Annotated in this window: 21 protein-coding genes and 3 tRNA genes; 23 read left to right on the plus strand and 1 reads right to left on the minus strand. The window is 58.0% G+C overall.

Annotated features, from left to right (window positions below):
• Nucleotides 1-528: 528 nt before the first annotated feature.
• The 6 genes from tig to HEP89_RS20830 all read left to right on the plus strand — a co-directional run bounded on the left by tig (nt 529) and on the right by HEP89_RS20830 (nt 8,312).
• Nucleotides 529-1,878, plus strand: coding sequence for a trigger factor (tig, locus tag HEP89_RS20805; protein ID WP_168692971.1), 1,350 nt, complete (start codon nt 529-531; stop codon nt 1,876-1,878).
• Nucleotides 1,879-2,130: 252 nt separating this feature from the next.
• The gene (locus HEP89_RS20810) at nt 2,131-2,766 is read left to right on the plus strand and encodes an ATP-dependent Clp protease proteolytic subunit (protein ID WP_022998420.1); all 636 of its coding nucleotides are present in this window, start codon (nt 2,131-2,133) and stop codon (nt 2,764-2,766) included.
• A 236-nt stretch (nt 2,767-3,002) separates the two neighbouring features.
• Nucleotides 3,003-4,268 (plus strand): ATP-dependent Clp protease ATP-binding subunit ClpX, encoded by a 1,266-nt coding sequence (gene clpX / locus HEP89_RS20815; RefSeq protein ID WP_022998421.1) that lies wholly within the window; start codon nt 3,003-3,005, stop codon nt 4,266-4,268.
• Nucleotides 4,269-4,600: 332 nt separating this feature from the next.
• Nucleotides 4,601-7,030, plus strand: coding sequence for an endopeptidase La (gene lon / locus HEP89_RS20820; RefSeq protein WP_031268409.1), 2,430 nt, complete (start codon nt 4,601-4,603; stop codon nt 7,028-7,030).
• 187 nt (nt 7,031-7,217) lie between these two features.
• Nucleotides 7,218-7,493 (plus strand): HU family DNA-binding protein, encoded by a 276-nt coding sequence (locus HEP89_RS20825; RefSeq protein WP_031268410.1) that lies wholly within the window; start codon nt 7,218-7,220, stop codon nt 7,491-7,493.
• A 162-nt stretch (nt 7,494-7,655) separates the two neighbouring features.
• Nucleotides 7,656-8,312, plus strand: a complete 657-nt coding sequence (locus tag HEP89_RS20830; protein WP_077292759.1) for a hypothetical protein — start codon at nt 7,656-7,658, stop codon at nt 8,310-8,312.
• Between the two features lie 2 nt (nt 8,313-8,314).
• Here the strand turns inward: HEP89_RS20830 and HEP89_RS20835 are convergent, their stop codons facing one another.
• A complete protein-coding gene (locus HEP89_RS20835) occupies nt 8,315-9,679 on the minus strand; it encodes an FAD-dependent oxidoreductase (protein ID WP_077292760.1) in 1,365 nt (454 codons plus the stop codon).
• A gap of 146 nt (nt 9,680-9,825) precedes the next feature.
• Here HEP89_RS20835 and HEP89_RS20840 point away from each other — a divergent pair.
• The 17 genes from HEP89_RS20840 (at nt 9,826) to nuoK (ending at nt 23,873) form a co-directional block, all read left to right on the plus strand.
• Nucleotides 9,826-9,901 (plus strand) — tRNA-Val (locus HEP89_RS20840).
• A gap of 268 nt (nt 9,902-10,169) precedes the next feature.
• On the plus strand, nt 10,170-11,828 hold the full coding sequence (locus HEP89_RS20845; RefSeq protein WP_077292761.1) for a Na/Pi cotransporter family protein: 1,659 nt from the start codon (nt 10,170-10,172) through the stop codon (nt 11,826-11,828).
• A 285-nt stretch (nt 11,829-12,113) separates the two neighbouring features.
• Nucleotides 12,114-12,190, plus strand: a tRNA-Asp gene (locus HEP89_RS20850).
• 55 nt (nt 12,191-12,245) lie between these two features.
• Nucleotides 12,246-12,322 (plus strand) — tRNA-Asp (locus tag HEP89_RS20855).
• A gap of 510 nt (nt 12,323-12,832) precedes the next feature.
• On the plus strand, nt 12,833-13,198 hold the full coding sequence (locus tag HEP89_RS20860) for an NADH-quinone oxidoreductase subunit A (protein ID WP_006934719.1): 366 nt from the start codon (nt 12,833-12,835) through the stop codon (nt 13,196-13,198).
• Nucleotides 13,189-13,767, plus strand: coding sequence for an NADH-quinone oxidoreductase subunit B (locus HEP89_RS20865; RefSeq protein WP_006934718.1), 579 nt, complete (start codon nt 13,189-13,191; stop codon nt 13,765-13,767). Before HEP89_RS20860 ends, HEP89_RS20865 begins: the two co-directional genes overlap by 10 nt.
• Nucleotides 13,768-13,948: 181 nt before the next feature.
• A complete protein-coding gene (locus tag HEP89_RS20870) occupies nt 13,949-14,554 on the plus strand; it encodes an NADH-quinone oxidoreductase subunit C (RefSeq protein ID WP_022998427.1) in 606 nt (201 codons plus the stop codon).
• Nucleotides 14,555-14,568: 14 nt separating this feature from the next.
• Complete coding sequence (locus HEP89_RS20875) at nt 14,569-15,012, plus strand: GFA family protein (protein ID WP_077292762.1); 444 nt, start codon at nt 14,569-14,571, stop codon at nt 15,010-15,012.
• Nucleotides 15,005-16,189, plus strand: a complete 1,185-nt coding sequence (locus HEP89_RS20880) for an NADH-quinone oxidoreductase subunit D (protein ID WP_022998429.1) — start codon at nt 15,005-15,007, stop codon at nt 16,187-16,189. The genes HEP89_RS20875 and HEP89_RS20880 overlap by 8 nt, the downstream gene beginning before the upstream one ends.
• 81 nt (nt 16,190-16,270) lie before the next feature.
• Entirely contained in the window at nt 16,271-17,545 is a 1,275-nt protein-coding gene (locus tag HEP89_RS20885; protein WP_022998430.1) for an NADH-quinone oxidoreductase subunit E, read from the plus strand.
• Nucleotides 17,546-17,554: 9 nt separating this feature from the next.
• The gene (nuoF, locus tag HEP89_RS20890) at nt 17,555-18,856 is read left to right on the plus strand and encodes an NADH-quinone oxidoreductase subunit NuoF (protein WP_022998431.1); all 1,302 of its coding nucleotides are present in this window, start codon (nt 17,555-17,557) and stop codon (nt 18,854-18,856) included.
• A 26-nt stretch (nt 18,857-18,882) separates the two neighbouring features.
• Nucleotides 18,883-20,946: an NADH-quinone oxidoreductase subunit NuoG gene (nuoG, locus tag HEP89_RS20895; RefSeq protein ID WP_062488657.1), complete on the plus strand. Its 2,064-nt coding sequence runs from the start codon at nt 18,883-18,885 to the stop codon at nt 20,944-20,946.
• A 16-nt stretch (nt 20,947-20,962) separates the two neighbouring features.
• Complete coding sequence (nuoH, locus tag HEP89_RS20900; RefSeq protein ID WP_031268412.1) at nt 20,963-22,021, plus strand: NADH-quinone oxidoreductase subunit NuoH; 1,059 nt, start codon at nt 20,963-20,965, stop codon at nt 22,019-22,021.
• Complete coding sequence (locus HEP89_RS20905) at nt 22,018-22,254, plus strand: hypothetical protein (protein WP_168692972.1); 237 nt, start codon at nt 22,018-22,020, stop codon at nt 22,252-22,254. Before nuoH ends, HEP89_RS20905 begins: the two co-directional genes overlap by 4 nt.
• Before the next feature lie 20 nt (nt 22,255-22,274).
• Nucleotides 22,275-22,763, plus strand: a complete 489-nt coding sequence (gene nuoI / locus HEP89_RS20910; RefSeq protein ID WP_006934709.1) for an NADH-quinone oxidoreductase subunit NuoI — start codon at nt 22,275-22,277, stop codon at nt 22,761-22,763.
• Between the two features lie 89 nt (nt 22,764-22,852).
• Entirely contained in the window at nt 22,853-23,467 is a 615-nt protein-coding gene (locus HEP89_RS20915) for an NADH-quinone oxidoreductase subunit J (protein WP_031268414.1), read from the plus strand.
• A 97-nt stretch (nt 23,468-23,564) separates the two neighbouring features.
• Complete coding sequence (gene nuoK / locus HEP89_RS20920; protein WP_006934707.1) at nt 23,565-23,873, plus strand: NADH-quinone oxidoreductase subunit NuoK; 309 nt, start codon at nt 23,565-23,567, stop codon at nt 23,871-23,873.
• The last annotated feature ends 4 nt before the right edge of the window (nt 23,874-23,877 follow it).

Here is a 23,877-nt window from a genome sequence, read left to right on the forward strand (position 1 = left end):
CGTTCGACGTTGTGCTTTTTGTCGAGATCCCTCGTATTTGGTAGCCGTTTTTTGATCACCAAGCGTCAGGCCTGGTGGGGCACTGTTGACTGAGCGGAGTTGTTGCGCAGCGCAAATTTGCATTCCGTGTGGCTTCAGCAGTGCGGGCCGGTCTGGTCAAGCTCTGGCCAAGCTCTGGTTTGGCGTGGTCTGGCATTTGGTTGTCAGCATCGGCGACGGGGAGCGGTTCTTAACCGCAGGCCGGCGAGGTTGGCGGAATTGGCTTCCGGCTCCTGGAAGAGACCAAATCCCTTGGTCGAAAGAGCTGATTTTAGGCGATTTACGCCAGCAAAACCCCGCTCTCCCCTTGACACTTTCGGGCCTACGCAGTATCGCGCTCCCATCGTGCGTCTTGGAGTCTCTTCAAGGCGATGCATGGCCGTTTGAACGCTCCCGGCAAAAGGGGAGTGCAGGCGATGTGGCACACGGGATTTTAAAAACGAAACCTCCGGGGCGGATTGCCGCTCGGGACCGAGGACGACAAAACCCATGCAGGTAACCGAAACCCTCTCCGAGGGCCTCAAGCGTGAGCTGAAAATCGACATTCCGGCTGGTGATCTCGCCGCCAAGCTCGACGATTACATGGCCGACCTGAAATCCAAGGCCAACATCAAGGGCTTCCGCCCTGGCAAGGTTCCGCTCGCCCATCTGAAAAAGATGTATGGCCGTCAGGCCATGGCCGAGATCCTGTCGAACACCATCCAGGAAACCACCCAGAAGGCTGTTGAGGAGCGCTCCGAGCGCCCGGCTCTGACCCCGGAAATCGATCTGCCGGAAGAAGATGCTGAAAAGATCATGGCTGGTGACGCCGATCTTTCCTTCAAGATGACCTACGACATTCTGCCGAGCTTCGAGATCGTTGATTTCGCCGGTATCGAAATCGAGCGTCCGGTCGTTGAAATCGCTGAAGAAGAAGTCGACGAGCAAGTTTCCCAGATCGCCAAGAACAACGCACCGTTCGATGCGAAAGACGGCGCGGCTGCAGACGGCGACCGCGTGACCATGTCCTACCTGGGCAAGATCGACGGCGAGCCTTTTGAGGGCGGTGCCGACGAGAACGGCATGCTGGTTCTGGGTTCCGGTCAGTTCATCCCGGGCTTCGAAGAGCAGCTTGTTGGCGTCAAGGCTGGCGACGAGAAGGTCATCGAAGTGTCTTTCCCGGAAGAATATCCGGCTGCACATCTGGCCGGCAAGGCTGCCACCTTCGACATCGTCGTCAAGGAAGTTGCCGCACCGGGTGAAGCCAAGGTCGATGACGAGTTCGCTAAGAACCTCGGCCTTGAGTCTCTCGACAAGCTGAAGGAAATCGTCCGCGGCCAGATCGAGGGCCAGTTCGGTCAGATGACCCGCCAGCGCGTGAAGCGTCAGCTGCTCGACAAGCTGGACGAGCACTATTCGTTCGATCTGCCGGAAAAACTGCTGAACTCCGAGTTCGACGTTGTCTGGCGCCAGGTCGAAGAAGACATGAAGCGCAACGAGAAGACCTTCGAAGACGAAGAGACCACGGAACAAGAAGCGAAGGCGGAATACCGCAAGATCGCTGAGCGCCGTGTTCGTCTTGGCCTGGTTCTGTCCGAAATCGGTGAGCAGAACAACATCCAGGTGACCGACGAAGAACTGCAGCGCGCTCTTTACGATCGCGTCCGCCAGTTCCCGGGCCAGGAACAGCAGGTGTTCGAATTCTACAAGAACAACCAGCAGGCTCTGGCTTCCCTGCGTGCGCCGATCTACGAAGAAAAGGTCGTCGACTTCATGCTGGAACTCGCCAAGGTGACCGACAAGACGGTGACCAAGGAAGAGCTGGAGAAGCTGGTCGCCGAGGAAGAAGACGAGGCTTAAGGTCAATCCGCTTTCGGGGGAGTGCTCTCGAAAGCGGACAGATTGGCTGGTCGGTTTTCCCGTCTATCCCCAGATGTGGCCGCAGATTTAACCTTGCATTCACGCCGCATCTGTCATGACTTTGCGTTGAGGGCGACATCCCATATATACGGGGTGTCGCTTTTTTCGAGTCAGGCCCTGAATCGATGCGCTTCATGGCCTGTTTCCTGCCCGGAGACCCTCCGGGCAACATCTCAAGCATATGGATGAGGTATGAAGGATCCTGTCGATATCTACATGAACACTCTCGTGCCGATGGTTGTCGAGCAGACCAACCGGGGAGAGCGGGCCTTCGATATCTATTCGCGCCTGCTGAAGGAGCGCATCATCTTCCTGACCGGCCCGGTCGAGGATCACGTGGCAACCCTGGTAAGCGCACAGCTTCTGTATCTGGAAGCTGAAAACCCGACCAAAGAGATCGCGATCTACATCAATTCGCCGGGAGGTCTCGTGACCTCCGGTCTTGCGATCTATGACACCATGCAGTTCATCCGCCCGGCTGTGTCGACGCTCTGCATCGGCCAGGCAGCCTCCATGGGCTCGCTTCTGCTTGCCGCAGGCGAGAAAGACATGCGCTATATCCTGCCGAACGCGCGGGTCATGGTGCATCAGCCGTCCGGCGGGTTCCGCGGTCAGGCTGCCGACATCATGCTTCATGCACAGGAAATCCTGGCCATGAAGCGCCGGCTGAATGAAATCTACGTGAAGCACACCGGACGCACCCTCGACCAGGTCGAGGAGGCACTGGAACGTGACAACTTCATGACCGCTGACAAAGCTAAGGAATTCGGGATCGTCGACAAGGTGATCACCGACCGCAACACGCTTGGCGGCGACGAAGAGAAGTGAGGGACTTACCCGGCTTTAATCATGGATTGAATTTCCACGCTTAAAGCCGGAAAATCCCCAGGTGATGCCGGGTTTTCATCTTCGCCTTAAACCTATATTGATTTTTAATGGCGAAGCATGATGACATTACATGGTGAGGTGGCGACTGTGCGCCGCTTCAGAACCGGTTCAGTCATAATTTGGCCGCAACCGGAGAGATAAGGGGAAACACTCCCCGTAAACGCGAGGTTGACTACATGACCAAGGCCAGCGGCAGCGATTCCAAGAATACGCTTTACTGCTCCTTCTGCGGCAAGAGCCAGCATGAGGTTCGCAAGCTGATCGCCGGCCCGACTGTTTTCATTTGCGATGAATGTGTCGAGCTGTGCATGGATATCATTCGCGAGGAGAACAAATCCTCGCTGGTGAAGTCACGGGACGGGATCCCGACCCCTCAGGAAATTCGCGACGTTCTGGATGACTATGTCATCGGGCAGGGCAGCGCGAAGAAGGTTCTATCGGTCGCCGTTCACAACCATTACAAGCGCCTCAATCACGCATCGAAAAACAACGATGTCGAGCTGGCGAAATCCAACATCCTTCTGGTCGGCCCGACCGGTTGCGGCAAGACCCTGCTTGCGCAGACCCTTGCCCGTATTCTGGACGTGCCTTTCACCATGGCTGATGCCACCACGCTGACCGAAGCCGGTTACGTGGGTGAGGACGTTGAAAACATCATCCTGAAGCTGCTGCAGTCCGCCGACTACAACGTCGAACGCGCGCAGCGCGGCATCGTATACATCGATGAGGTCGACAAGATCAGCCGCAAGGCCGACAATCCGTCGATCACCCGCGACGTTTCGGGCGAAGGTGTTCAGCAGGCACTTTTGAAGATCATGGAAGGCACCGTTGCTTCCGTGCCGCCCCAGGGTGGCCGCAAGCATCCGCAGCAGGAATTCCTGCAGGTGGACACGACCAACATCCTGTTCATCTGTGGCGGCGCCTTTGCGGGCCTTGACAAGATCATTTCCGATCGTGGCACGCAGACGTCCATCGGTTTCAAAGCGCAGGTCCATGCACCGGAAGATCGCCGGATCGGCGAACTCTTCTCGGTACTTGAGCCGGAAGATCTGCTCAAATTCGGCCTTATCCCCGAATTCGTCGGCCGTCTGCCGGTTATCGCGACCCTGGAAGACCTCGACGAGGAAGCCCTGGTTACGATCCTGACGGAGCCGAAGAACGCTCTGGTCAAGCAGTACCAGCGTCTTTTCGAAATGGAACAGGTGGAACTGTCCTTCCACGAGGAAGCCCTCAAGGCGATCGCTCGTCGGGCCATCGAACGCAAGACCGGTGCACGCGGCCTGCGTTCGATCCTCGAAGCCATCCTGCTCGATACGATGTACGAGCTGCCTGGCCTGAAGGGTGTCAAGGAAGTCGTGATCTCTCCGGAAGTCGTGAAGGGCGAGGCACGCCCGCTCTATATTTACGAAGATCGGGAAGAAACGTCGGCTACCAGCGCCTGAGGCACTGAAGGCTGTTTCAAGAAACCGTGAATAAATGCCGCTCAACTTGAGCGGCATTTTGTTTTTGGGCGGTCATCCACTTGTTCGGGGCCGTTTTCCACCGGTGCAATGAGTCGTCAACAGACAAGACTTGTGGGCAGCAACCGATTGCCTTGACACCGGCAGGTCTGGTGTCCACCTAATAGACCTAAGGACGGCTTATGCGGATTGTCGGCGCGCCCATCTGGGGTGCCGTGATCTGGCCTTCAGGACCTACCGGTTCGGAGCCGTTTTCCAGTGTTTTGGCTGCCTTTTACCGAGTGGGGCCGGGACACGCTGAGAAAGGAAAAAAAATGAGCGACGCAGAAATTCGCGCCACAGATCAGGACAGCACGTCTGTCTACCCCGTCTTGCCCCTGCGCGACATCGTTGTCTTCCCGCATATGATCGTGCCGCTGTTTGTCGGCCGCGAGAAGTCAATCAAGGCGCTCGAAGAGGTGATGACCACCGACAAGCACATTCTTCTGGCAACACAGATGAATGCAGCTGACGACGATCCCAAGCCTGACCAGATCTACAATGTCGGCACGCTCGCGACCGTGCTGCAGCTTCTCAAGCTGCCCGACAATACGGTCAAGGTTCTGGTGGAAGGCGGTGCCCGTGCACAGATCGGCGAATACACCGACCGTGCCGACTATTTCGAGGCCTCCGCAACGGTTCTGCCGGAGCGCGATGGCGAGAACATCGAAGTGGAAGCACTTGCGCGCTCGGTCGTGTCCGAGTTCGAGAACTACGTGAAACTGAACAAGAAGGTTTCGCCGGAAGTTCTGGGCGCGATCAACCAGATCGACGATTATTCCAAGCTCGCCGACACGGTAGCTTCCCATCTTGCGATCAAGATTCCCGAAAAGCAGGAAATCCTTGGCGTCGTTTCCGTCGCCGAGCGGCTTGAGCGCGTCTTGGGCATGATGGAGAGCGAAATCTCCGTCCTGCAGGTGGAAAAGCGCATCCGTTCCCGCGTCAAGCGGCAGATGGAGAAGACCCAGCGCGAGTACTATCTGAATGAGCAGATGAAGGCCATTCAGAAGGAGCTTGGCGACAGCGAGGACGGCCGCGACGAGGTTGCCGAACTCGAAGACAAGATCAAGAAGACCAAGCTGACCAAGGAAGCACGCGAGCGCGCTGCGGCCGAAATCAAGAAGCTGAAACAGATGAGCCCGATGTCCGCGGAAGCGACCGTCGTGCGGAACTATCTGGATTGGCTGATAGGCATTCCGTGGAACAAGAAGTCCAAGGTCAAGCACGACCTGGCCTTCTCCGAAAAGGTTCTCGACACCGACCACTATGGCCTTGAAAAGGTCAAGGAACGGATCGTGGAGTATCTGGCGGTCCAGAGCCGGGCCAACAAGTTGCGTGGTCCGATCCTGTGTCTCGTTGGTCCTCCAGGCGTCGGCAAGACCTCGCTCGGCAAGTCGATTGCGAAGGCGACCGGCCGTGAATTCGTACGCATGTCGCTCGGCGGTGTGCGGGACGAAGCGGAAATCCGTGGTCACCGCCGTACTTACATCGGCTCGATGCCCGGCAAGGTCATTCAGTCGATGAAGAAGGCCAAGAAGTCCAATCCGCTGTTCCTGCTCGATGAAATCGACAAGATGGGCATGGACTTCCGCGGCGACCCGTCATCGGCTCTGCTGGAAGTGCTGGATCCGGAACAGAACTCGTCCTTCATGGACCACTATCTGGAGGTCGAATACGACCTTTCGGATGTGATGTTCGTGACCACGGCGAACACGCTGAACATTCCGGGTCCGCTGATGGACCGTATGGAAGTGATCCGCATCGCCGGTTACACGGAAGAGGAAAAGGTGGAAATCTGCCGCCGTCACCTCATCCCGAAAGCCGAGAAGGATCATGGCCTGCGCGAAGGTGAGTTCACCATCGAGGATGAAGCACTTCACTTCATCGTGCGTCGCTACACCCGCGAAGCCGGTGTGCGTAACCTTGAACGTGAAATGGCGACCCTGGCCCGTAAAGCGGTCAAGGACATCCTGATGAGCGACAAGGAAAGCATCACGGTGACCAGCGAGGTCGTCGAGAAATACCTTGGTGTGCCGCGGTATCGCTACGGCGAAGCCGAACTGGAAGACCAGGTCGGTGTGGTTACCGGCCTTGCCTGGACCGAAGTCGGCGGTGAGCTTCTCACCATCGAAGGCGTGATGATGCCCGGCAAGGGCAAGATGACCGTCACCGGCAACCTGAAGGACGTGATGAAGGAATCGATTTCTGCGGCGGCATCTTATGTCCGCTCGCGTGCGATCGATTACGGCATTGAACCGCCGACCTTCGAAAAGAAGGACATTCACGTTCACGTTCCGGAAGGGGCAACCCCGAAGGACGGTCCGTCCGCAGGTATCGCGATGGCTACCGCTGTGATCTCGACCATGACCGGCATTCCGGTTCGCCGGGATGTTGCCATGACAGGTGAAATCACCCTGCGTGGTCGCATTCTGCCGATCGGTGGTCTGAAGGAGAAGTTGCTTGCTGCCCTTCGTGGCGGAATCAAGCTGGTTATGATCCCGGAAGACAACGCCAAGGATCTGGCGGATATCCCGGACTCGGTCAAGAACTCGCTTGAGATCATCCCGGTTTCGGGCATGGAAGAAGTGCTGAAAAACGCTCTTGTTCGCTTGCCGGAGGCCATCGAATGGGATGAGTCAGCTCACGAAGCTGCAACCAAGGCGCGAGAAAAGGACGACGACACCTCCGGTGTTCTTGCCCACTAATCGCGACATTGCAGCGCACAAATTGGAAAGCCCCGGGAAAACCGGGGCTTTTCTTTTGAATAATCGGTCAAAATGGCTGTTTTCTGCGAAAAAACCACTTGCGTTTCAGTTCAATTCAACCGAATTTCGCGCAACGGCGCTGACAGGAATCGTCGGCACTCTGCCGTTTCTTAGAAAGGTATCTGCTATGAATAAGAACGATCTGATCGCAGCTGTTGCAGAAAAGACCGGCCTCACCAAGGCGCAGGCAGGCGAAGCAGTTGACGCAACTTTCGAAGCTGTCACCTCTACGCTGAAGAGCGGCGACGAAGTCCGCATCATCGGCTTTGGTAACTTCACCGTTTCCGAACGTGCAGCAACCGAAGGCCGTAACCCGCGGACTGGCGAAACGATCCAGATCCCGGCTTCTAAGACGCCGAAGTTCAAGGCCGGCAAAGGCCTGAAGGACGCCGTGAACGCCTAATAGCGCTCACGAGCGATTTCTTCGCTCAACCCCGTATCCGGAAACGGATGCGGGGTTTTTCCTTGCCTGTTTTCTATTTTTGATTGAGCTCTGGCGAATTGCCATTCCCACATTATATTGCGTTTGTCGTGAGGTGATGCCAATTGCTCGACAGGATTTGGAATGTCACTGCAAGCCTTGATCCGCAGGCGCCAACGCGCGCTATTTGATGCCTGGGTCCGTGACCCCCTGGTGCAGGTTCAGGTGGAACACCCCGAGGCACTTGGACGCCTCGTGTTCCTCGACGATTTCGACGAGGACGTCCAGACCGGAAAAGCCGGGAGAAGCAGCCTGAAGAACGTAGCCATCGTGCAGAAACCCGGCAACGCGGACGAAAATGCCAGCGTGTGGGTGAGGGCGGTGTATTCGTCCTATCAGAAAGCCTGGCTGCGCTTTGTCGAGCAGGTCTATGGCATCAAAGCCGCGCCGTCGGATCTTGCCGGGTACAATATCGACCACCTGCTCAACAAGGCACGTAGTCCCAATAAAGCCGGGTTCATTCGCATCGAAGCCATCAACGATGCCGTTAATCAGGCGTGGGGCGGTTTGTTCGAGCGAGCAGCTAGCAATCCAGAATTCAGTGCCAATCAGAATCGCCTTCGCCGGACGATGTCCTGGATCATCGCCGCCAAACTCATGGATCAGCCGCCGCCAAGAGGACCGAACGACCAGCAGGGGATTGCCCGTCTGGTGCAGTTCTTCAATCAGAACGGACTTGCCGCGGACAACCCGCAGCGCGGGCTCACCGACATGCTCCAGTTCGCCTATAAGTTCCAATAGACTTAGCGGGCACTTGCGATCACGTCGCGTGCGGCGCGCTGGCCTGAAAGCCAGCCGCCGTGCACTGTTGCCGGATAGTCCTGGGCGGTGGCTTCTCCCGCAAAGAAGACCCTTCCATTGAGGTCGGCAGCCAGTGCTTTTCTTGCTCGCGGCTCCACCCCGATAGGCAGGAACGAGTAGGATCCTCGCGTTCGTTCGTTTTGCTGCCAGGCGGAACTTATGCTGGCGTCAGGCGGCGGTATGTCGCGGCCGAACATGGTCTGAAGCGCTTCGAAGGCCGCCTGTCTGCGATTCTCTTCACCAAGTTTCTCAAGGTTCTGAGCAAATTCGCCGACGTTCAGCGCACATAGAATCGGTTTTCCGGTCACGGGCGAAAGATTCGGCCAGTAGGCAAAAGTGCCGGGCTTGCCGGATATGCGGCCGAAGTTGTGGACAGTTTCATCCCAGAACGCTTCCGGGAACGAGAGATAGATTTTATCAAGCACGCCCATGCGCAGGGAACTGACGGCGTTGCGCTTGTTGTCAGGAAGACCAGGTGAAAAGACGATGTCGCCAGCCTTCAGGACACCCAGAGACACTGCGCAGATTGCAAAATCGGCCTCCAGTACACCGTTCTCAGTTCTTACCGAAACGCCCCTTTGGGAATGGTCGATTTGGGTCACGACGGTTTCGGTCTGGATGGTCAATCCCTCCGCCACCCCCAATGCAATCTTGTCATAGCCCTGCGGAAGCACGGCGTCGGGTCCCTCAAAGGCACCGCCTTCTTCAACGGCTGCAAGCGAAAGGTTGCTCACTGGGGCTGCAAATTCCTGCTCCAGCAGAATATGCGCCATGAAGCCGAGTTCAGCGTCAGTGAGGCTCGACAGGGCTCGTTGCCGGCGTATCTTTTCAATGGCATTGGCTGCCGATATCCGGGTGAGGGAGGTTTCAGTGTCGTCCAGAAAATCTTCCAGGGCGTTCGCGAAAGTCTCGAAGCGTTCGACTGCTCTGCCACCGTTGCCGGTCAGGTCGAAGACCTCCTCGTTGTCGTAGTCCCACTCGAACATCGGCTGTGCGAAGCGCTGCGCGAGCGCTGTGATGGGGTTGGACCGTGTTCCATGGATCCAGCTTGCTCCAAGGTCGAGAGGCACCCCCAACGATCTGTCCGTGTGCAGACGGCCGCCGATCCGGTTACCAGCCTCAAGCACGGTTACGGAGAAACCTGCGTCTGCAAGTGTTCTTGCAGCCGTCAGACCGGCGATGCCGGCACCGACAACAACCACTCTCTGTCCGGCCACGGGTTGTGATGAGCTTGTTCTGGTCAACAGCGGCAGGCCGTTGAAGGCAGCCAGAATTCCAGTCAAAAACAACCGGCGGGATGTCACCATGGGTGCGGCTTTCTCACGCTTTTGAAGCTGTCAGTTTGCCGGTTTTCGGAGCCGTCATCCACAGGCTTTATCATTGAAACGGAAATCTGAGATTTTGCTCTTGCCAAGCAGCAAACGACCCCCTAAAAGGCGTCTCACCTCGTTGAGGGCGATTAGCTCAGTTGGTAGAGCGCTTCGTTTACACCGAAGATGTCGGGAGTTCGAGTCTCTCATCGCCCACCATTCCCCTTGTGAAATCCGTCACTTGTAACCAGGGTGCCTGCGCACCAGGGTGTTTTCTGCTGTTTGCTGCCGCCCCCACATTGCCCGGCGGTTCGCTATTTCGAATATTCGCACATTTACAGTCATTTCGCTTTGCCGCTGTTGCTGGGCATACCGGTGGCGGGTTGATTTCGTTTGGCCTTCGAATGGTGAGTTTTCTTTTTCCTTTTTGTCCGATAAACTTCTGCGGCTAAATAAAAAACTCGTTTAAAGGTAGCTACTTGGCAAGATGGGAATCCTAGTTTTCATCAAGATGTTCGGGGCAGTCATGCTGCTCCTTTACGCGGTTCGCATGGTTCGGACAGGCTTTGAAAGGGCGGCCGGGCCAACGTTGAGACGCGCCATCGGCCGGGCATCCTCCGGACCGGTTGCCGGCGCCTTGTCTGGAACTGCGGTTGCCATTTTGCTGCAAAGTGCGACGGCGGTTGCGATCCTGGCGGCGGGATTTGCGACATCCGGCTTCATTTCCACAGCTGCCGGACTGGCGGTTCTGCTGGGCGCCGATCTCGGGTCGGCGCTTGTCGTGCAGTTTCTGGTGTTCGATCTCAGCTGGCTGGTGCCGTTGCTTCTGGGCGGAGGTGCATGGCTGTTCCTGAAGCTCGACGCTCGATCCGCGAAACAGATCGGACGCATTCTTCTGGGAATCGCTTTCATCCTGATTGCGCTGCAAATGATCGGCGAAGCGACGACGCCGTTGAAGGAAGCGCGGTTCATGCCGCAGTTTGCCGGCTTCCTTGCGCAGGACACACCGACAGCGATGGCGGTTGGGGCGCTTCTGGCGTTTCTGGTGCATTCCAGCGTGGCGGCCGTGCTGATGATCGCAGCCCTGGTGCAAAAGACCGGCCTGCCGCACGAGGCAGCGATTCCACTCGTTCTGGGAGCGAACATTGGCGCGGGTATTGTCGCGCTCTGGCTGACACGCGGAATGGATCGCAAGGCCAAGCTTCTGCCGCTTGGCAATTTTCTCTTCAGGTCTACCGGCGCAGTGCTGGTCATGCTGGCGCTAAAATTCCAAGATCTGCCTCTGGCTTCGATCAGCAATGATCCGGCCCAGCAGATCGTTGCCGTTCATGTGCTTTTCAATCTCCTGCTTGTTCTCGTCTGCCTGCCACTGACAAGACCGGTTGCCTGGCTGGTTGAACGCCTGGTGCCCGACAGAGAGGAACAAGAAGAGGCAGACCGGCTGACACCGCAAAGCGCGCTGGACAAGCAACTGGTCGGCAATCCCAGACTTGCCCTGGCCAGTGCAACGCGTGAACTCCTGCGTATGGGGGAACTGGTCGAGGTGATGGCGAGACCGGTTCTCATGATGCTGGAGAAGGGCAGTGAGCCGGAAATCAGGCGCTTGCAGCAGTTGGATAAGCAGGTCAATGCGATCCACTCCTCGGTGAAACTCTACATCGCGGAGGTGAATCGTGGGGAGCTGACCGGCGAACAGGCTGAGCGCAGCATGGAACTGGTGGGGTTCGCGGTCAATCTGGAGCGCGCTGGAGATCTTGTGGCAAAGAACCTTCTCGAACTTGCCTTGGAGTTGCAGAAGAACAAGATCAGCTTTTCGCAGGAGGGGCTGAAGGAGCTGACCTGGATGCACGACCGTGTTCTGGCGAACATGGAGCTTGCCCTCAATGTGCTCGTTTCGGCGGATGTCGCATCCGCGCGCGAGTTGATTGCAGAAAAGGACAAGATGCGCACCCTGGAACGCGAAAGTCATAACCGGCATCTGGAGCGGCTGAAATCGAAAACGCTTCAGAGCATGGAATCGAGCAACGCCCATCTGGAGGTCATGCGCAGCCTCAAGGAAATCAATTCGCTGTTCGCAGCTGCGGCGGTGCCTATTCTTGCCAGAGAAGGCCTGTTGCGCGATACGCGGCTGGTGCCGGCTGAATAAAACACGGCTGAAGAACGAGAATCTGCGTGGCTCAGGTCGTTTTTATGAGCTGGCGAATGTGTTTGAGGCTAAGCCAATCGGAAAACAGTCCGTGGCAACGCGGATAATTCCATTACGAAACAGGAAGTTATCCACATTGATCGGCAAGGCGGCTCTGGGGAAAACCTGCGATTGGGCGCTTCTTTGTCAAAAAACGGCAATTCGGACGGAATAGGGTGCTTGACTTCCAAAACCAGCCGCCGTACATCAGCGCCACTTCAGGGCGACAACGCGTTGCCTGACGAAGCGGGTGTAGCTCAGTTGGTTAGAGTGCCGGCCTGTCACGCCGGAGGTCGCGGGTTCGAGCCCCGTCACTCGCGCCACTTCCCATAGAAGTGCTTTGGTACTTTCGGGAATTGGCGCATATACCGTGAATGTGCGGGTGTAGCTCAGTTGGTTAGAGTGCCGGCCTGTCACGCCGGAGGTCGCGGGTTCGAGCCCCGTCACTCGCGCCACTCACGGTACCTCTTGTTTCCCCAGACTGTTCAATCGAAAACATCAAGCCTCGCGCAAAGCGAGCGCTTTGCCGCGCAGACAGGCAACCCCTTGGCATTGTCGCCAAGATGGCTATCATGCGTTCAAGGCAGGGGCGACGCAGTCCATTCAAATTTCAGCTCTTTTGGTGTTTGTCTGGCGTTTGCTTCGATTCTGCGAGGGGGGTGGAAAACGAACGCAGGTGCGGCATATTTCCTGAAGGGTTGTGCAAAGTTTTTGCCTTCCTGCAAACTGGCTGAAATTAAGGATTTGTCGGGGGTAGGTGCGAAACAGGTGCAAACATGGCAAGAGTTTGACCGCATGTGGGTCTTGCGTTGCACCAAGTCGTAAGCTAAGCGTGCGCTCGCATGTTGGTTTCATAACGCCGACGGGCACAGCGTGACCTGCCGGTATAATGAAGGCAACGGGGCGCGCAGCCCTGGCACCGGATCGCCTCCCGATCCGCCTCCATATGCAAGGACGCGAAAGACATGGAAGAACTCTTGCGGGAATATGTCCCGATCGTCGTGTTCATCGGCATTGCGCTGGTGATCGGCCTTGCGCTGCTGATTTCGCCTTTCATCCTGGCCTACAAGAATCCGGATCCGGAAAAACTGTCGGCCTATGAGTGCGGCTTCAACGCTTTCGACGATGCACGCATGAAATTTGACGTGCGCTTTTATCTGGTCTCGATCCTCTTCATCATCTTCGACCTGGAAGTCGCGTTCCTGTTCCCCTGGGCAACCGTGTTCGGTGACCTGGGCTGGTACGGCTTCTGGTCCATGATGGTCTTCCTCGGTGTCCTGACCGTCGGCTTCATCTACGAATGGAAAAAGGGAGCGCTGGAATGGGATTGACCACGACCGAGCCGCTCGTCGCACCGCAGCCGCAGGGTATTATCGACCCGAATACGGGCAAGCCTGTCGGCGCGGATGACGCATTCTTCCTGGAAGTCAATAACGAACTGGCCGACAAGGGCTTTCTCGTAACCTCCACCGACAACCTCATCCAGTGGGCCCGTACCGGCTCGCTGATGTGGATGACCTTCGGCCTGGCCTGCTGCGCCGTTGAAATGATGCAGATGTCGATGCCGCGCTATGACGCCGAGCGTTTCGGCTTCGCGCCGCGCGCTTCACCGCGCCAGTCGGACGTGATGATCGTTGCCGGCACGCTGACGAACAAAATGGCGCCTGCGCTGCGCAAGGTCTACGACCAGATGCCTGAGCCGCGGTACGTCATTTCCATGGGGTCCTGTGCCAATGGTGGCGGCTACTACCACTATTCCTATTCTGTGGTGCGCGGCTGCGACCGCGTGGTGCCGGTCGATATCTACGTTCCAGGCTGTCCTCCGACAGCCGAGGCGCTGCTCTACGGCGTGTTGATGCTTCAAAAGAAGATCCGCCGCACGGGCACTATCGAAAGATAAGGATCTGCCGCCGAAGAGGCGGCGGATTTTTGAGGGAGTGGGCGCCTGGCGCCCGTTCAACTGACTCTCCGGGTCGCGTCCAGCGGGGCGCAACAAAGACCCGGCAAACTGGATCGATCGGCAGTCGGCACTCAATCGGAACCGGTTGAACGCTGCAGATCTACGAGTGAGGTCGAACACGATGGACGAGACGTTGAAGGAACTCGCTGAGCATATCGAGCTCGGTCTGGGTGAGTCCCTTGTGTCCTGGAAGGTCGAATACGGTGAGCTGACGCTGACCGTAAACGCGACCGACATTCTCGATGCGATCCGCTTTCTGCGCGACAACAGCTCGTGCAAGTTCGTCAATCTGACGGATATTTGCGGTGTGGATTACCCTTCGCGCGAGAAGCGCTTTGACGTTGTCTACCACTTCCTGTCTCCCGTTCAGAACCAGCGCGTTCGTGTGAAGGTCGCAACCGACGAAAATACGCCGGTTGCTTCGCTGACCCCGCTGTTTCCAGGTGCTGAATGGTTCGAGCGTGAAGCCTACGACATGTACGGCATTCTGTTCTCCGGCCATCCGGACCTGCGCCGCATCCTGACCGACTATGGTTTTGACGGATATCCGCTGCGCAAGGACTTCCCGGTTACGGGCTTTGTCGAAGTTCGTTATGACGACGAGAAGAAACGCGTTGTCTACGAACCGGTACGCCTGAACCAGGAAATGCGCTCCTTCGACTTCCTCTCGCCCTGGGAAGGCACGGACTACGTGCTGCCCGGTGACGAGAAGGCAACGACCAACTGAAGGGCGGGGCAGGGATGAGCGAACGGCTTTCAGGTGGGTGTCTTTGCGGCGAGGTGCGGTTTGCCGCAACGCCGGTAGACGGCGAAATGGGAGTCTGCCACTGCGCCATGTGCCGCCGCTGGACCGGTGGTACCTATATGGCTGTCAGCTGCGGATCGATGGACAGTCTGGACGTTCAAGGCAAGGATGCCCTCGGCGTCTACAAGTCATCCGACTACGGCGAGCGGGTTTTCTGCAGCAAGTGCGGTTCCTCGCTGATGTGGCGCATGGCCGACGGCTCACACGTGAGCGTTTCCGCGCAAGCCTTTGACGATCCGTCCGTTTTCAAATTCACGTCCGAAATTTTCGTTGACGAACAGCCGGCAAACTACGCTTTCGCTAATGAAACCCGCAGAATGACCGGTCCCGAAGTCATCGCCTATTTCACGCAAAAAATGCAGGAACCTCAAAATGGCTGAGGCTCAGGTTCGTAACTTCAACATCAACTTCGGTCCGCAGCACCCGGCGGCGCACGGCGTGCTGCGCCTCGTGCTTGAGCTCGACGGCGAAGTGGTAACGCGTGTGGATCCGCACATCGGTCTGCTGCACCGTGGAACCGAAAAGCTGATCGAGCAGAAGACTTATCTGCAGGCTGTGCCTTACTTCGACCGCCTCGACTACGTGGCGCCGATGAACCAGGAACACGCCTTTGCGCTTGCAGTCGAACGTATGCTTGGTGTGGAAGTGCCCAAGCGCGGCCAGCTGATCCGTGTCCTTTATTCGGAAATCGGTCGTCTGCTGTCGCATCTTCTGAACGTGACGACGCAGGCCATGGACGTGGGCGCGCTGACACCGCCGCTCTGGGGCTTCGAGCCCCGTGAAGAGCTGATGGTGTTCTACGAGCGTGCTTGCGGTGCCCGCATGCACGCAGCTTACGTTCGTCCGGGCGGTGTTCACCAGGATCTGTCTCGTGACCTCCTTGACGACATCTGGGACTTCTGTGATCCGTTCCTGCAGACGCTTGACGATATCGAAGGTCTCCTGACCGACAACCGTATCTTCAAGCAGCGCAACGTGGATATCGGCGTTGTCGACCTTGACGATGCCTGGGCCTGGGGCTTCTCCGGCGTGATGGTTCGTGGATCCGGTGCACCTTGGGATCTGCGCAAGTCGCAGCCTTACGAATGCTATTCCGAACTTGATTTCGATATTCCGATCGGCAAGAACGGCGACTGTTACGACCGCTACCTGATCCGCATGGAAGAAATGCGCCAGTCAGTCCGGATCATGAAGCAGTGCCTGGAAAAGCTGACGGTCGAAACTGGTCCGGTCTCGTCCATCGACGGCAAGATCGTGCCGCCGAAGCGCGGTGAAATGAAGCGTTCGATGGAAGCGCTCATCCACCACTTCAAGCTCTACACCGAAGGCTATCACGTCCCGGCTGGTGAAGTTTACGCAGCCGTTGAAGCACCCAAGGGTGAGTTCGGCGTCTATCTGGTCGCGGACGGTACCAACAAGCCGTACCGTTGCAAGATCAAGGCGCCTGGCTACAGCCACCTTCAGGCCATGGACTTCCTGTGCCGCGGGCACATGCTTGCCGACGTTTCGGCAGTGCTGGGGTCTCTGGACATCGTGTTCGGTGAGGTCGACCGCTGATGCGGACGGCACACAACCAATTTTCGACCCTGGCAGCCGCCCGTCCGGCTCCGGTCATTTTGACAGAACGGGGATAACACCATGGCAGTTCGCCGACTTGCCGCGGAACAACCAGAAAGCTTCGCGTTCACCGAGAAGAACCTCGACTGGGCAAAGAAGCTGATCGACCGTTATCCGGCAGGCCGTCAGGCCTCCGCGGTCATTCCGCTTTTGTGGCGTGCGCAGGAACAGAACGAAGGTTGGGTGAGTGAGCCGGCAATCCGCTATATCGCGGACCTGCTCGACATGCCGAAGATCCGCGTTCTGGAAGTGGCGACGTTCTATACCATGTTCCAGCTGCAGCCGGTCGGCAAGAAGGCCCATATTCAGGTTTGTGGCACGACGCCGTGTCAGCTGCGCGGGTCGGAAGACCTGATCAAGATCTGCAAGAGCCGCATTGCCAAGCACATGCACGAGATTTCCGAGGATGGCATGTTCTCCTGGGAAGAAGTCGAGTGTCTTGGCGCCTGTGTGAATGCGCCGATGGTGCAGATCTTCAAGGATACCTATGAAGACCTGACTGAAGACAGCTTCAACCAGTTGATCGACGATATCGCCGCCGGCAAGGAAGTAACGCCGGGCCCGCAGAACGGTCGCCGTTTTGCAATGGCCGAAGGCGGTCAGACGTCGCTCACTGAAATCGATGACAACACGAAGGGTGAGCTGCCGGTTCCCCATCTGGTCGACGGCTCGGAAAAGGCGTCTCATGCTTTTGCCGGCGCACCGATCAATGCAGGTGGCAACGACTATGACGGCGTGCCGACTCCTGCAGAAGATGCTGTTGCCAAGGTAAAGGCGGCGCATGCAGCCAAATCGGCCAAGGCAAGCGAAGCGCCAGCGGCAGCTGCGCCCAAGAAAGCTGAGGCAAAGGCTGAACCGGCCAAGAAAGCCAAGGCAGAAAAAGCAGCTACGCCTGCAGCGCGCAGTCAGAACAAGGGCAAGCCTGATTCCGACGACCGTGCCGAAGTTGAAGTTGCCCGCACAGCCGACACCAGTGGAAGCACCGACGGTCAGGAAAAAGAACCTGAACTTCTGAAGGAAGCGCGCGGCGGCAAGCCGGACGACCTGAAGAAGCTGAAGGGTGTCGGTCCGAAACTGGAAGCGACACTCAACGAACTCGGGTTTTTCCACTTCGATCAGGTGGCCTCATGGGGACCGCAGGAAGTTGCCTGGGTCGACAGCCGTCTGAAGTTCAAGGGCCGTATCGAACGTGATGGCTGGATTGAGCAGGCCAAGGTTCTGGCATCCGGCGGTGAAACAGATTTTTCCAAGCGCGTGGAAGCCGGTGAAGTGGCCTCCTCCAAGAGCGAAGACTAGGGGGAAGAGATGCTGAAGGATCAGGATCGGATCTTCACCAATATCTACGGTCTCCACGACTGGGGCCTGGAAGGCGCCAAGAAGCGCGGACAGTGGGACAATACCAAGGGCCTCATCGACAAGGGGCGCGACTGGATCATTCAGGAAATGAAGGATTCAGGTCTGCGTGGTCGCGGCGGTGCCGGTTTCCCGACCGGCCTGAAATGGTCGTTCATGCCCAAGGAATCCGATGGCCGTCCGGCATATCTCGTCGTCAACGCCGACGAATCCGAGCCGGGCACTTGCAAGGACCGCGAGATCCTGCGCCATGACCCGCACACGCTGGTCGAGGGGTGCCTTGTTGCCGGTTATGCGATGGGTGCCATTGCTGCCTACATCTATGTTCGCGGTGAATTCATCCGCGAGCGCGAGCGTTTGCAAGCTGCGATCGACCAGGCTTATGACGCCGGTCTGATCGGCAAGAACAACAAGAACGGCTACGACTTCGACATTTATGTCCACCATGGTGCCGGCGCTTACATCTGCGGCGAGGAAACCGCGCTGCTGGAAAGCCTGGAAGGCAAGAAGGGCCAGCCGCGCCTGAAGCCGCCGTTCCCGGCAAACGTCGGCCTTTACGGGTGCCCGACCACGGTGAACAACGTTGAATCGATCGCGGTTGCTCCGACCATTCTGCGCCGCGGTGCTGCGTGGTTCTCGGCGCTCGGTCGTCCGAACAACACCGGCACCAAGCTTTTCTGTGTTTCCGGCCACGTCAACAAGCCGTCGACCTTCGAGGAAGAGCTGGGCATCCCGTTTGCCGAGATGATCGACAAGCATTGCGGCGGTATTCGCGGTGGCTGGGACAACCTTCTCGCGGTTATTCCAGGCGGTTCGTCTGTTCCGTGCCTCACGGCAGAGCAGATCAAGGACGCGCCGATGGATTTCGACACGCTGCGCGGCCTTGGCTCCGGCCTGGGGACCGCAGCCGTGATCGTGATGGACAAGTCGACGGATATCATCAAGGCCATTGCCCGCCTGTCCTACTTCTACAAGCACGAAAGCTGCGGCCAGTGCACACCGTGCCGCGAAGGCACGGGCTGGATGTGGCGTGTGATGGAACGAATGGTCAAGGGCGAGTCCTCCTATGAGGAAATCGACATGCTGTTCAAGGTGACCAAGCAGGTCGAAGGCCACACGATTTGTGCACTCGGGGACGCGGCCGCCTGGCCGATCCAGGGTTTGATCAAGAATTTCCGGCCTGTTATCGAGCAACGCATCGATGACTATGTCGCCAAGTCGAAGTCTTCTTCGACCATGGTGGCGGCTGAGTAAGCGGAACGGGATTTGGAGAGCAACGGATGACGAAGCTCATCATCGACGGCAAGGAAGTGGATGTCCCGGCGGACTACACGCTGCTTCAGGCCTGTGAAGAGGCGGGCGCCGAGGTTCCGCGGTTTTGTTACCACGACCGGCTGTCTATCGCCGGCAACTGCCGCATGTGCCTGGTGGAAGTGAAGGGTGGACCGCCCAAGCCGACCGCCTCCTGTGCCATGGGCGTGAAAGACCTTCGTCCCGGCCCGAACGGCGAGCCGCCAGTGGTCGAGACCAAGTCCGAGATGGTCAAGAAGGCCCGCGAAGGCGTGATGGAGTTCCTGCTCATCAACCACCCGCTGGATTGCCCGATCTGCGACCAGGGCGGCGAGTGTGATCTGCAGGACCAGGCGATGGCCTATGGCGTCGACGGTTCCAGGTTCCACGAGAACAAGCGCGCCGTTGAGAACAAGGAAATCGGTCCGCTGATCAAGACGATCATGACCCGCTGCATTCACTGCACGCGTTGTGTGCGTTTCACCACGGAAGTGTGTGGTGTCACCGACATGGGTCTGGTCGGCCGTGGCGAAGATGCGGAAATCACTACCTATCTCGAAGCGGCCCTGTCGTCGGAAATGCAGGGCAACGTGGCAGATCTTTGCCCGGTTGGTGCCTTGACCCACAAGCCTTACGAATTCCACGCCCGTCCGTGGGAGCTGACCAAGACCGAAAGCATCGACGTGATGGACGCGGTCGGTTCCGCGATCCGTGTCGACACGCGCGGCAAGGAAGTCATGCGGGTGATGCCGCGGCTCAACGAAGAGGTCAACGAGGAGTGGATTTCCGACAAGTCCCGTTACATCTGGGACGGTCTGAAGACCCAGCGCCTCGACCGGCCTTACGCCAAGAAGGACGGCAAGCTGCAGCCCGTTTCCTGGGGTGAAGCATTCCAGATCATCGCCGAAAAGGTAAAAGGCGCGAGCGCCGACAAAATCGGTGCTCTGGCTGGGCAGATGGCAGGCGTTGAGGACATGTTCGCGCTGAAGGCGCTGATGGACAAACTCGGCGTTGCCAACATCGACAGCCGTTTCCCGGGGTCTCCGCTGCATCCGAAGAACGGCCGCGCAAGCTATCTCTTCAACAGCACGATCCAGGGCATTGAAGACGCTGACGCGATCATGTTGATCGGCACAAATCCGCGTCAGGAAGCTCCGGTTCTGAACGCTCGCATCCGCAAGCGTTGGGTCCAAGGCGACGTGACCATTGGCCTGATTGGTGAAAATGCCGATCTGACCTATCCGGTAACTTATCTGGGTGCCGGTCCGGACAGCCTGAAGGAATTCGTGAACCACGCTCCGGCAAAGGCCGAACGCCCGATGTTCATCATCGGCCAGGGCGCGCTGAACCGTCCGGATGGGGCTGAAGTGCTCGCGACGCTTGCTGCAGCCGCCAAGGCGCTTGGTGTCGTCAAGGACGGCTGGAACGGTTTCAACATCCTGCACACCGAAGCGTCCCAGGTTGGTGCTCTCGATCTCGGTTTCGTACCGGGCGAGGGCGGCAAGGACACAGGGTCCATGCTGGAGCCGGGTGCACTTGACGTGCTGTTCCTGCTGGGTGTCGACGAAGTTGAAGTTCCGGAAGGCGCTTTCGTTGTCTACCAGGGAACGCATGGTGACCGCGGTGCACACCGCGCCGACGTTATCCTGCCAGGCGCTGCCTATACGGAGAAATCCGCGATCTACGTCAACACCGAAGGTCGCGTCCAGATGGCCGACCGGGCCGCGTTCCCTCCGGGAGATGCCCGCGAAGACTGGGCGATCCTTCGCGCATTGTCCGCGGTGCTTGGCCAGACGCTTGAGTTCAACTCTCTTGCCGAATTGCGCTCAAAGTTGTTCGAAGCTGTTCCGCACATGACGGGCATCGATGCGATCGAGGCAGGTGATGCTGGCGATATCGCCAAGCTTGGCAACGCCAAGGCCAAGATGGATAGCGCAGGCTTCGCCAACGTGATCCGCGACTTTTACCTGACCAACCCGATCGCTCGCGCGTCCAAGACGATGGCCGAGTGCTCGGCGCTCGCCAAGACGCGAGCGGCAGAAGCAGCAGAATAAGGGGTAGGGGACCGATATGGCTGAGTTCATGACGACCTACGGTTGGCCGTTCCTCTGGATGGCATTCCAGAGCATTCTGCTGATGGTCGTGCTTCTGGTGATTGTCGCCTACGTGCTTTACGCGGATCGCAAGATCTGGGCTGCCGTGCAGATTCGCCGCGGCCCGAACGTGGTTGGTCCCTGGGGCTTGCTGCAAAGCTTCGCCGATCTATTGAAGTTCGTTCTGAAAGAACCGGTGATCCCGTCTGGATCCAACAAGGTTCTGTTCCTGCTGGCTCCGCTGGTATCCGTGCTTCTGGCGCTGGCGGCCTGGGCCGTTATTCCGGTTGCCGACGGCTGGGTGATTGCCAACATCAATCTCGGTGTGCTCTTCGTCTTCGCAGTGTCGTCGCTGGAAGTGTACGGTGTGATTATCGGTGGTTGGGCTTCCAACTCCAAATACCCTTTCCTGTCAGCGCTGCGTTCGGCCGCGCAGATGGTCTCCTATGAGGTTTCCATCGGTTTCGTCATCGTGACAGTGCTGCTTTGTGCCGGCACCTTGAACCTGACTGGTATCGTGCAGGCACAGGAAACCGGTCTTGCCAACATGCTGGGTGTGCCGTGGCTGTCGTTCCTGAACTGGTATTGGCTGCCGCTGTTCCCGATGTTCGTGGTGTTCTTCATCTCCGCACTGGCTGAAACCAACCGTCCGCCGTTCGATCTTGCGGAAGCGGAATCGGAACTGGTTGCCGGCTTCATGGTGGAATACGGCTCAACCCCGTACATGATGTTCATGCTCGGTGAATATGTCGCCATCTGCCTGATGTGCGCGCTTATGAGCATCTTCTTCATGGGAGGATGGCTGCCGCCGTTCGATTTTGCACCGTTCACCTGGGTGCCGGGCATCGTCTGGTTCCTGCTGAAGTGTTTCCTTGGCTTCTTCATGTTCGCCATGGTGAAGGCAATGGTTCCGCGTTACCGCTATGACCAACTGATGCGCCTGGGCTGGAAAGTGTTCCTGCCGCTGTCGCTGGCCATGGTCGTGGTCGTCGCCGCAGTCCTGATGATCATGGGCTGGGCACCGGGCGCAGCGTGACGATCTCGCTCGCCGGTGCAATCGGTGCCGCCGTCGGTCTTTATGTCGGCTGGCTCGATTGGAAGATCCTGAAGGGTATGCTTCAGGCGGCGGAGACGAAGAACAGACAAGCTGGCGGCGACGGTGGTGTCGCGGCCAGACACAAGGCGCCTCTGGGCGCACTGATTTTTGGAGTTCCGGTGTTCGGTTTCCCGATCATCGGCTATTGGGCCGCCAGTCAGCTGGCTGGTTGAGGAAAGAGAGGCTAAAAGCGATGGGACTTAGTCAAGCCGTCAAATCGCTGTTTCTGCAGGAGTTCGTGTCGGCCTTCGTTCTGGCGATGCGTTACTTCTTCAAGCCGAAACCAACGGTCAATTATCCGTTCGAGAAGGGCCCGGTGAGCCCGCGTTTCCGGGGTGAGCATGCCCTGCGCCGTTATCCGAACGGCGAAGAACGCTGCATTGCCTGCAAGCTGTGCGAAGCTATCTGCCCGGCACAGGCAATCACGATCGAGGCCGGACCGCGGCGCAACGACGGCACGCGCCGTACCACGCGCTACGACATCGACATGGTCAAATGCATCTATTGCGGCTTCTGTCAGGAAGCTTGCCCTGTGGATGCAATTGTCGAAGGCCCCAATTTCGAATTCGCCACGGAAACCCGCGAAGAGCTTTACTACGACAAGGAAAAGCTGCTTGCGAACGGCGACCGTTGGGAACGCGAAATTGCCCGTAACATTGAAATGGATGCTCCTTACCGTTAGGAGCATACCCAACAATGGTTTCCAGCCCGGCAATCCGGCCGGGCACCGCACTTCCGGCCGCAAGGCCACACGACAGGCAGGTCTTCGAAATGATCCTGAAAGCCCTCTTTTTCTACCTGTTTGCCGGCGTCACCCTGGCGTCAGCATTCATGGTGATCGCGTCGCGCAATCCGGTGACGTCGGTTCTGTTCCTGATCCTGGCGTTTGTGAATTCCGCTGGTCTTTTCATTCTGCTGGGCGCCGAATACCTGGCCCTGCTTCTGGTGGTCGTCTATGTCGGCGCGGTGGCGGTGCTGTTCCTGTTCGTCGTCATGATGCTTGATGTGGACTTCGTCGAACTGCGGCAGGGCTTCCTGCAGTATCTGCCGGTCGGCGCGCTGGTCGGCGTGATCCTGATGGTCGAGCTGCTGATGGGTCTGGGGGCCTGGATCATTGCACCGGGTGTTCTCGGGCACGGCGCAGAGCCGATGCCGGCACTTAGCGACGTGAGCAACATCCAGGCGATCGGGTCTGTGCTCTACACTAAATACATCTACTTCTTCCAGGTCGCTGGCCTGGTTCTTCTGGTGGCCATGATCGGGGCAATCGTCCTGACCCTGCGCCACAAGCCGAATGTCAAACGTCAAAGCATTCCGGACCAGGTTGCGCGAAACCGCGAAGCCTCAGTTGAGGTCCGCAAGGTGGAAACGGGCAAGGGTATCTGACGCAACCTGGTTGCGTTTTCGAGAAAGTCCGGGAACCGGCACGCTCCTCCGTGCTGTTTCCGGTTGGGGTAAACGAGGGGAGCACGGCGAGGCGCCCATGGAAATCGGTCTGTCGCACTATCTGTCGGTCGCGGCGATCCTGTTCACGATCGGGATCTTCGGGATCTTCCTGAACAGGAAAAACGTGATTGTTATCTTGATGTCTATCGAACTGCTGCTGCTGTCGGTGAACATCAACTTTGTCGCCTTTTCGTCGTTCCTCGGCGACATGATGGGCCAGATCTTCACCATGCTGGTTCTCACCGTGGCTGCCGCAGAGGCCGCCATCGGCCTTGCGATCCTGGTGGTCTTCCACCGGAACCGCGGCTCCATCGCCGTGGAAGACGTCAACGTGATGAAAGGGTAGGAGC

The sequence above is a fragment of the Labrenzia sp. 5N genome (genome assembly GCF_012395805.1).
In the GTDB taxonomy this organism is placed as follows: Bacteria; Pseudomonadota; Alphaproteobacteria; order Rhizobiales; family Stappiaceae; genus Roseibium; species Roseibium algicola.